Consider the following 8,839-nt stretch of genomic DNA (forward strand, 5'->3'; position numbering starts at 1 on the left):
TGCGCGCCGCGGGCAAGGCGCCCAAGGTCGCCCTCACGGCCTGCATGCGCAAGCTGCTCACGATCCTCAACGCGATGCTCAAGCATCACACCCGCTGGGCCCTCGTCATGGCTCAGCACGCTTGACACCTAAGACAGTCGCTACCCTCTCCCCCTCGACGGGGGCGAGGGTTCCGAAGGCTCCTCAGCCCGCTGGGGCGAGGGTTCCGAAGCCTCCCTCTCCCCGCTGGGGCGAGGGTAGGGTGAGGGGAGTCCTACACCTGCAGCAGCACGAGCCCCGCCACCGTCACGAGCGTTCCAAAGGCGGCGCGGGCGGTCAGCCGCTCGCCCAGGAAGATGAGCCCGAGGGGAATCGCGAAGAGCGGCGCGGTCGAGGACAGCACCGCCGCGACAGCGACGTCGGCGAGCTTCACCCCCGTGACGAAGAGCACCGAGCTTCCCGCCGTGACCGCGCCGAGGAGGCCGACGCGCGCCAGCACGCCTCGGTCCACGCGCCTCATCTGGGCCGGCGCGCCCCAGCCCCACGGTGTCGCCATCAGTAGGAGACCGGCGAGCGGCAGCCTGACCGCTTGGGCCGTGACAGCGTCGAGCGAGCCCATGGCGGGTTTTAGCACGAGGAGAGACACGGCCCAGGCGGCGGCGGCTGCCGTCGCCGCTGCCAGGCCCAATCGGGTGCGTCCCTCGTGTAGACCATCGGCCGGGCGGGTCCGCACGATGACCGCCAGCCCCGAGAGCGTCACGAGCGAGCCCGCGACGACCCGGGCCGTGATGGGCTCGCCGAGGAAGACCGCGGCCAGGACTGCCCCCATCAAGGGATAGGTCATGGACACCGTCATGGCGCGCGCCAGGCCCAGGAAGCGCGCGCTCTCGAAGAAAAGGACATCGCCCACGGCGATGGCCAGCACGATCGACACGGCCAGCAGAGCGAAGGTTCCCGCCGACATGTCGCCGAGCTTCGCAAGCCCGCCGGTGGCGAGCACCCATGCCAGGAGCAGCCCGCCGCCGATGAGCGAGCGGAGCACGCTGACGGCGACGGAGTTGAGCGGCGGGCAGACGGTGCGGACGAGGAGGCTGGTCACCGCCCACGTGAGCGCGGAGCCGAGCGCACAGAGCGCGCCCACGGCCTGAGGGGACAGGGTGGTCACGGCGTGCCGCTACCTTACCAGAGTCGGCGAAATGGGCTAAGGTATTGAGCCGATGACCTCCGCCGATCCGCGCGCCGATCTGGCCGTGCTCGAGAGCATCCAGCGCCGGGTACTTTGGCTCGCCGCGCTCTCCGTCCACCACGCCAACACGCGCGCCAACCCAGACGGCACCAAGGTCGGGGGGCATCAATCTTCGTCCTCCTCGGTGGTCAGCCTCATGACGGCGCTCTACTTCAGCGCGCTCCGCGAGGGCGACCTGGTGGCGTCAAAGGCCCACGCCTCACCCGTGCTCTACGCGATCGAGTACCTGCGCGGGCGTCTTGCCGCCGACGATCTCCGGAGCCTGCGCGTGCTCGGCGGGCTCCAGGCCTACCCGAGCCGCAGAAAGAATCCCTCCATCATCGATCTCTCGACGGGCTCCATGGGGTTGGGCGCCGTGACGGCGACGTTTGCCGCGCTGGCGCGGCGATACATTGGCGACCACTGGGGCGACCACTGGGGCGCGCGCCCTGGCGGACGCTTCATCGCCATGGTGGGCGACGCCGAGCTCGACGAAGGCAACGTGTGGGAGTCGCTCCTCGAAGAGCACGTGGCGGGGCTAGGCAACCTCCTCTGGATCGTCGACATGAATCGCCAGAGCCTCGATCGCGTCGTTCCCGACACCCGGCGACGCCAGATCGCCGACTGGTTCGGCGCCGCCGGTTGGCGCGTCATCGAGCTGCGATGGGGGCGTCGGCTCCAGGCGCTCTTCGCCAAGCGGGGCGGGGAGCGCCTCCGGGCCCGCCTCGAGACCATGGCGAACGCGGAGTACCAGGCGCTGCTTCGCCGTTCCGCCGGCATGGTGAGGAAGGCGCTCGTCACGGCCCCCGACGGACAAGTGGACGGAGCGCTGGACCGGGTCGTGGGAAATCTTTCCGACGAAGTGCTGGCCGCCGCCGTCGCCGACGTGGGAGGGCACGATCTCCCGCTGATCCTCGACGCCTTCGACGAGGCTGGGAGCCAGCACGACAGGCCGTGCGTCATCCTGGCGCAGACCATCAAGGGCTGGGGGCTGCCGCTGGCGGGCGATCCCATGAACCACGGCGCGCTCCTGACGGCCGCGCAGATGGAGACGCTGCGCGAATCGCTCGGAGTGTCCGCGGGAATGGAATGGAACGTCTTCCCCGAGTCGAGCCCCGAAGCGCGGTGGATTCGGAGCCGGCCCGCGCCTTTCTCCGAGCCGCCGCTCCACGGTGAGGCGCCCGTCATTCCCGAGAGCCTGGACGAAAGTTACCCGCCGCAGGCCTCGAGCCAGGAGGCCTTTGGGCGCGCGCTCGGCAGGCTCGGCCGTCTGCCCACGGGCGAGCACATCGTCACGCTCTCCGCCGACGTCGCCGTGACCACCCACCTCGCGGGTTGGATCAATCGGAAAGGCGTGTGGGCGCCCTTAGCAAGGCCCGACTTCTTCGCCGAGACGCCGCAGCTAATGCAGTGGAAGGAGTCCCCCGCGGGACAGCACGTCGAGCTCGGCATCGCCGAGCACAACCTCTTCCTTGCGCTGGGTGCCTTCGGCCTCTCGCGCGAGCTCTCCGGCGTCCCGCTCCTGCCCATCGGCACGCTCTACGACCCGTTCGTTACGCGCGGGCTCGACGCTCTCTACCACGCGCTCTACGCGGGAGCAAAGTTCATCGTCGTCGCGACGCCATCGGGCGTGAGCCTCTCGCCCGAGGGCGGGGCCCACCAGTCCGTGATCACGCCCGGCATCGGCGTCGCGCTGCCCGCCATCGCGTACTACGAGCCCGCCTTCGCGCTCGAGGTCGAGTGGATCCTCCTCGAGGCGCTCCGGTCGCTCCTCGATCGCGAGAGGGGCGAGAGCCTCTACCTGCGCCTCTCCACCAAGCCCGTGGACCAGTCACTGGCGTTCGCGGCGAGCCCGGAGTATCGGCGCGCCGTGCTCAAGGGCGGCTACAGGCTGATCGACGCGCGCGGGGAGCCGGGCTGGGATCCCGAGACGAACGCCGTCCACTTGTTCGCCGCGGGCGTCATGGTGCCCGAGGCGGTGGAAGCGGCGCGGGCGCTCCGCGCCGAGGACGTCCTTGCGAACGTATTCGTCGTGACGAGCCCCGACAGGCTCTACCGGGGACTTCGCGACCCGCGCCCCTACCTGGAGGAGCTGGTCACGGCGGAGGAGGAGGGCGTGCCCGTCGTCTCCGTTCACGACGGCCACTCGCACGGCCTCGCCTTCCTTGGCTCGGCGCTCGGCGTCCCCCAGCTGGCCCTCGGCGTGGACCACTTCGGCCAGTCCGGCAGCCGCCGCGATCTCTACGCCCACTACGGCATCGACGCTCCCTCTATGCTTCGAGCCGCCCAGACGTTACTCGGAAGAGTCCGCTAGCCGAGCCGAAATTCGCGATCCGGCGTGAGACGCGGATCAACGGTGACGCTTCCGGCGCTTTCCGGCAGGGGCGTGGGTCGCGAGCCATTGCAGCGCGCCGGATGTCGCCTTCCAGGCGTCACCCAGCTCGTCGACGCAGATCACCGCCTCCTCCCGGCTGCCCATGGCATACGACTGTGGCGCGGAGCTCGCCCACTCGCTGTCGCCCATCAGATAGCCCGGCACGTGGCGGTTCGAGCGAAACGCCGCGCGCAACCGCTTGCGTGAGGCCGGGCAATCGCCCTCGCGGCGAAAGGCCCAGAGGGCCCCGCCGTACTGCCAGACCGCCGTCGGCTCGTCGCCGAACTGGAGAAGCAACGCTCCCGCCTCGTCGTCCCGGCCCGCGAGCAGGAGCGCGTTGAGAAAGGCGTAGCGGGCACCCTGGTTGTCGCCGGGGTTGAGGCGGAGCAGCTCGCGGTAGTGCGGGAGCGCTTCGTGACGCTGCCCAAGATCCTCGAGGCATCGGGCCAGGCCGAACCGCGCCCGCATGTAGGGCCGCGTGCGTACGTCGGCCCAGAAGTGCCCGGCCTCTTCTGAAAAGACGGTGGACCCGAGGACCCGCTCGCCCGCTGCCGCACCCTGAGCATAGAGGTCGCGGGCCTGGCCGAGGTCGGCGCAGTCCTCGGCGAGGAGGACGTAGGCATCGGTGCAGTCTGCGGACAGATCGAGGGCCTTGCGCGCCAGCTGGATGCGGCGGCGGCCGCGCGCATCCATGGCGCGGTAGACCAGATCCTGCGCGCGCTCCTCAGGCGTGCCGGCTGTTGACGCGATGGTGTCCATCGAGCCCGTGAACTTCGCCTGGATGGCGTCGTTCATCTCGGACTCGCTGGCAAACTCCTGGGTGGCCGCGAAGCGCTGCACCTCGAGCAGCACGCGCTCCATGACGCGACGGTCTGGCATGCCGTGTCGAGCAGAGTCAGGCGGTGCATCCAGCGGGCGGAGCAGCTCCGGGATGACCAGGGTGACAGGGCGGGGGCCATCGTGAGCGATGACTTCGTGACTCCAGCGGCCTTGGTCGATCTCGGCCTCCGTGGTGCGGGACAGCGCCAGCAGTATCGTCTCGATGTCACCCAGCTCGCGCGCATCCGGGCGGCGCATCCGGCCCGGCGCGCCAAACCACGCCGCCACCGGATACGCCCCGGCCGCCGCCAACGGGAACCCTTGCTCTTCCCACAGGTCGAGGTCGGAGAATGGCGTCTCCCAGGGCGCGCCGAAAAGGACGGCCCAGCGCCCCCCGTCTTCCAGAAGGGTTTCGGGCTCGGGGGAGGCGTGCAACTTGTCGAGGTCCTTCGCGGAGGCAAAGAACCCCAGCCCGAACGTTTGACCGGCGCGTCCGAGGACCGTCACATGACGAAATGGCCCGCCCACTCTCGGCGCCTCCACGTGGATCAGGTCCTCGTCGCTCAGGTGACGCCAGGGCGCTGCGGCATAGAAGTCGCGCGCCGCGGTGGCGAATGCCCGCATGCGCTCCACGGTTACGCCCGCGCCGTCGCGCGCTGCCGGATGCGGCTCGCCGTTCGTCTCCGCCGCCATCCGCGCCACCATCGACTTCACCTCGTCGAGGCGGGGGTCGACGGTCACCGCCAGCTCCGCGTCACCAAGCGCGCGGGCAATCTGCTCACCGAGCGCCCTGTCGGCGACCTGGATCGCCGCCGGGCGCGTTTGCGCGAACTTGAGGCCCAGCACGAGCAGCGCGTCGAGGGCGATTGTCCCGTCTTCTCCGTTCGACTCTGCGAGCTTCACGTTGGCGAGGCCCGTCTCCAGGCTGACCCACACCCCGCCCCGGGGCCGATACGGCGTGCCATCGGGGCCGTCCACCCACATGGGCATGGGGAGGATGCCGCCTTGCCACGTATCCCCTGAGCGACGCGGCAAGCGAGCAAAGCGGGCCAGTACGAGGGACGAAACCTGAGCGATGGCGGCCTCCGAAATCAGTGCTCCCGGATCACCGCACCAGGGCCGCGGCCCGGCCGGTGTCCAACGGGGGCTTAGCGGCAGAACGTGACAGAGCGCCGGAGCCTTTCACGTGGTGGAGGATACCACGCGGACCCCGATCTGGATGGCGAGCGTCGCGAAGAACGTCAGACGCGAGGGACGCTCTCACTCATCCTGACGCTGAGGGGCGATCGCCGGCGTGCATCGGGCAGAGATCTGAGGGCCCGTTGGAGCGTCGGGGAGTGTTACCCGGTGGCGGCGGTGTGCTCGGGCGAGGTGCAGACCTTCGACTACAACCGGAACAACTGAGGCCGATGACGGGAAGCCGCCTTCTATTCTCCTTACAGCAAGAGGCCTTGGAACTGCTCAACGGTGAGACCCGCCTTCCGAATTAAGGCACGAAGCGTCCCCGGGGCCAGCTCGGCATGGTCCGGGATGGATAGGGTCTCCGCCCGTCCGACCTTGGTCAGGATGATGTGGCTGCCCCTCTGCCGTCTGACGTCGAATCCAGCGCGCCCGAAGGCGGCCACAGCTTCTCGCCCCGACACCAGGGGAAGACGGGGCATCAGGCCGCTACGGGAGCTTCTAGGTCCACCTCGCGTGTCTCGATGGTCATCGGGAGTCCCTCCTGGGCACGATCCCGAAGGCACTCCTCAACCTCTCGCGCGATCATCTCCGGTGTCTCAACCACCGGTGGCAGGTGGTCCTCGCGACGCACTTCGAGACAGAGCTGAATCGCTTCGCGGATGTTCTTCAGGGCGTCGGGGAGCGAGTCGCCCTGTGACACGCAGCCGGGGATGGCCGGGCAGATCACCGAGTAGCCGCCGTCGGGCTCAGGCGAGAGGATGACCGTGAGTTTCATCTCGACCACGACCATAGCACGACCTGGCGGACCAGACGTCGACCATGTCAAACTCGAGTGTCGATTACCATAGCCAACTCAGCGACCAACCCGGGTTGACGGTGACCGTCTGCCATTACGCCACCGGCTGCTCGAAGTGGAATCCCATTGAGCATCGCTTGTTCAGGCAGATCAGTATCAACTGGGCCGGCAAACCCTTGCGCACCTTCGACACCATGCTTGGCTACCTGCGTGACACGACCACCACGACTGGGTTGAAGGTCACGCAGCACTGAAACACGGGTTCGGATCCCGTTCCGACTACCTCAGCCCGATGTCGAGCCAGGCAAGCGGTGTGACAGCTACGCGCTCGTTCTCGCGCAGCACCACGGTGGTCGTCGAGGACTCGAAGATCGCCGGGCCTTTGACCTCGAGTCCGGCTGGCACGCGCTCGATGTCGTACACGGGCACATCGAGCCATCGGCCGATGTACACGCGACGGCTCTTCGGCTGCGCGTCGCTGCCGCCGGCTGGTCGCTCGGCGGGGAGGCTCGGGAGCTCGCCGACGACGGCGACGCGGGCGTTGACCAGGACCACGTCCTGGCCGGGGGCGCTGTAGGTGTAGAGCTCCTCGTGGCGGCGGTGAAAGCGCTCGACGACCCGGTCCATGAGGTCCACGGCGCCCACGTTCACGTCCTCGAGCGGGACGGTGATCTCGAAGGTTTGCTCGCCGTAGCGCATGTCCACGGCGCGACGCACCCGAACGCGTCCCGTGAAGTCCGCGCCGAGCCGGCGGCGACCTTCCGCCTCCATGTCTTTGAAGAGCTTGCGGAGCCGCGCCCCGCCCACCTTCTGCGCTTCGCCGACGTGGGTCAGCACCAGCTCGTGGCGGAGATCGGTCGCGAGCATGCCCCACGCCGAGAGCACCGCGGCGACCCGCGGCACGACGACACGGCTGATCTCGAGCATGCGCGCGACTTCGGTGACGTGGAGCCCCGCCGCGCCGCCGAAGGCCAGGAGCGCGAAGCGGCGCGGGTCGGCGCCGCGGCGCACCGACACGAGGCGGATGCCCTCGGCCATGTTGGTGTTGACCACGCGCTGGATGCCTTCCGCGGCGGCCACGGGGGTCGTGCCGAGCCGCTTCGCCACCGCGCCGACGGCATGCTCCGCCGCCGAGGCATTCAGGCGCGCGCGCCCGCCCAGGAAGTTGGCGGGGTCGAGGAAGCCCAGCACCACGTTGGCGTCGGTGACCGTCGCCGCCACGGCGCCTCGATCGTAGCAGGCCGGTCCGGGCACGGCGCCCGCGCTCTCCGGACCGACGTGGAGGATGCCGCCGGCGTCGACGTAGGCGATCGATCCGCCGCCCGCGCCCAGCGTGTGGATGTCGATGGCCGGCAGCGCGACCTTGCTCGGCCCGACGGCCTTGTCGCCGGAGAGCTGGGGCTCGCCGCCCTGGAGGAGCGCGATGTCAGTGGAGGTGCCGCCCATGTCGAAGGTGATGAGGTCGCCGTGGCCCCCAGCCTTTCCCAAGAGCCGCGCCGCGTGCCGGCCGCCCGCGATGCCGCCCGCGGGGCCGGAGAGCACCGCACCCGCGGCAAGTCTCACCGAGTCCGCGATGCCGGCGACGCCGCCGTGGGACTGCATGATGAGGACCTGGCGCCGGTAGCCGCCCGCCTTGAGCCGCTCGTCGAGGCGACCCAGGTAGACGGCCAGCGCCGGGCCGACGTAGGCATTCACCACGGTGGTGCCGAAGCGCTCGTACTCCTTGATCTGGGGCAGGACTTCCGAGGAGAGGCTGACGTACGCGTCGGGCATCATCCGTCCGAGCGCCCGGCGGGTCGCCTTTTCGTGCCGCCCGTCGCGGTAGGAGTGGAGATAGCAGACGGCGACCGACGTGACGCCGTCCCGCTTGAGCCGCGCGACGGCTAACTCGAGAGAGCGCCTGTCCAGCGGCGTGGCGACCTTGCCGTCGAAGCGCATGCGCTCTCTCACGCCCAGCCGCCTGGCTCGCGGTACGAGGGGGACGGGAGGGGGCATGCGCAGGTTGTAGCGGTCATCCTTGAGTCCCTCGCGCATCTCGATGATGTCGCGATGCCCTTCGGTCGTGAGCATGCCGACCTTGGCACCTTTGCGCTCGATGAGCGCATTGGTCGCCACGGTGGTCCCGTGGACGATCAAATCGGTGGCCGCCAGCAGCGACCGGACGTCGGCGCCGAGCTCGGCCGCGAGGAGGCCGAGACCGTCCATCACGCCGATCGACGGATCCTCTGGCGTGGAGGCGGATTTCGCAATGACTACGCGCCCTTCTCCGTCCACCGCTACGAGATCGGTGAAGGTGCCGCCGACGTCGACGCCTATGCGGTACATGTCAGCGGCTCCCGCGCTTCCGGCCGCGCGAGCCGGCCTTCCGCGTCACGAAGCCGTTCTCGAGGTCGGAGGCGCGGGCCGCCGGCTCGCGGCGCGACGGCTTGCCCCAGCCGCCGCCGCCCGCGGAGACGATGTCGAA

General features: G+C 69.6%; 7 protein-coding genes. 2 read left to right on the forward strand and 5 right to left on the reverse strand.

From position 1 onward, the window contains the following. On the forward strand, positions 1-125 hold a 125-nt coding region (locus VGV06_15430; GenBank protein ID HEV2056537.1), incomplete at its 5' end, for an IS110 family transposase. A 128-nt stretch (positions 126-253) separates the two neighbouring features. On the opposite strand, the gene VGV06_15435 is transcribed toward VGV06_15430, so the two are convergent. Continuing rightward, complete coding sequence (locus VGV06_15435; protein HEV2056538.1) at positions 254-1,144, reverse strand: DMT family transporter; 891 nt, start codon at positions 1,142-1,144, stop codon at positions 254-256. Between the two features lie 52 nt (positions 1,145-1,196). On the opposite strand from VGV06_15435, the gene VGV06_15440 reads away from it, so the two are divergent. After that, the gene (locus VGV06_15440; GenBank protein ID HEV2056539.1) at positions 1,197-3,518 is read left to right on the forward strand and encodes a pyruvate dehydrogenase; all 2,322 of its coding nucleotides are present in this window, start codon (positions 1,197-1,199) and stop codon (positions 3,516-3,518) included. A 36-nt stretch (positions 3,519-3,554) separates the two neighbouring features. On the opposite strand, the gene VGV06_15445 is transcribed toward VGV06_15440, so the two are convergent. The 4 genes from VGV06_15445 to VGV06_15460 form a co-directional block, all read right to left on the reverse strand. After that, positions 3,555-5,243, reverse strand: a complete 1,689-nt coding sequence (locus VGV06_15445; protein HEV2056540.1) for a hypothetical protein — start codon at positions 5,241-5,243, stop codon at positions 3,555-3,557. A 590-nt stretch (positions 5,244-5,833) separates the two neighbouring features. After that, the gene (locus VGV06_15450; GenBank protein HEV2056541.1) at positions 5,834-6,058 is read right to left on the reverse strand and encodes a type II toxin-antitoxin system HicA family toxin; all 225 of its coding nucleotides are present in this window, start codon (positions 6,056-6,058) and stop codon (positions 5,834-5,836) included. Next, entirely contained in the window at positions 6,058-6,354 is a 297-nt protein-coding gene (locus VGV06_15455; protein HEV2056542.1) for a type II toxin-antitoxin system HicB family antitoxin, read from the reverse strand. Before VGV06_15455 ends, VGV06_15450 begins: the two co-directional genes overlap by 1 nt. A gap of 300 nt (positions 6,355-6,654) precedes the next feature. Further along, positions 6,655-8,700: a hydantoinase/oxoprolinase family protein gene (locus VGV06_15460; protein HEV2056543.1), complete on the reverse strand. Its 2,046-nt coding sequence runs from the start codon at positions 8,698-8,700 to the stop codon at positions 6,655-6,657. Positions 8,701-8,839 lie beyond the last annotated feature (139 nt).

It is taken from the genome of Candidatus Methylomirabilota bacterium (assembly GCA_035936835.1).
In the GTDB taxonomy this organism is placed as follows: Bacteria; Methylomirabilota; Methylomirabilia; order Rokubacteriales; family CSP1-6; genus AR37.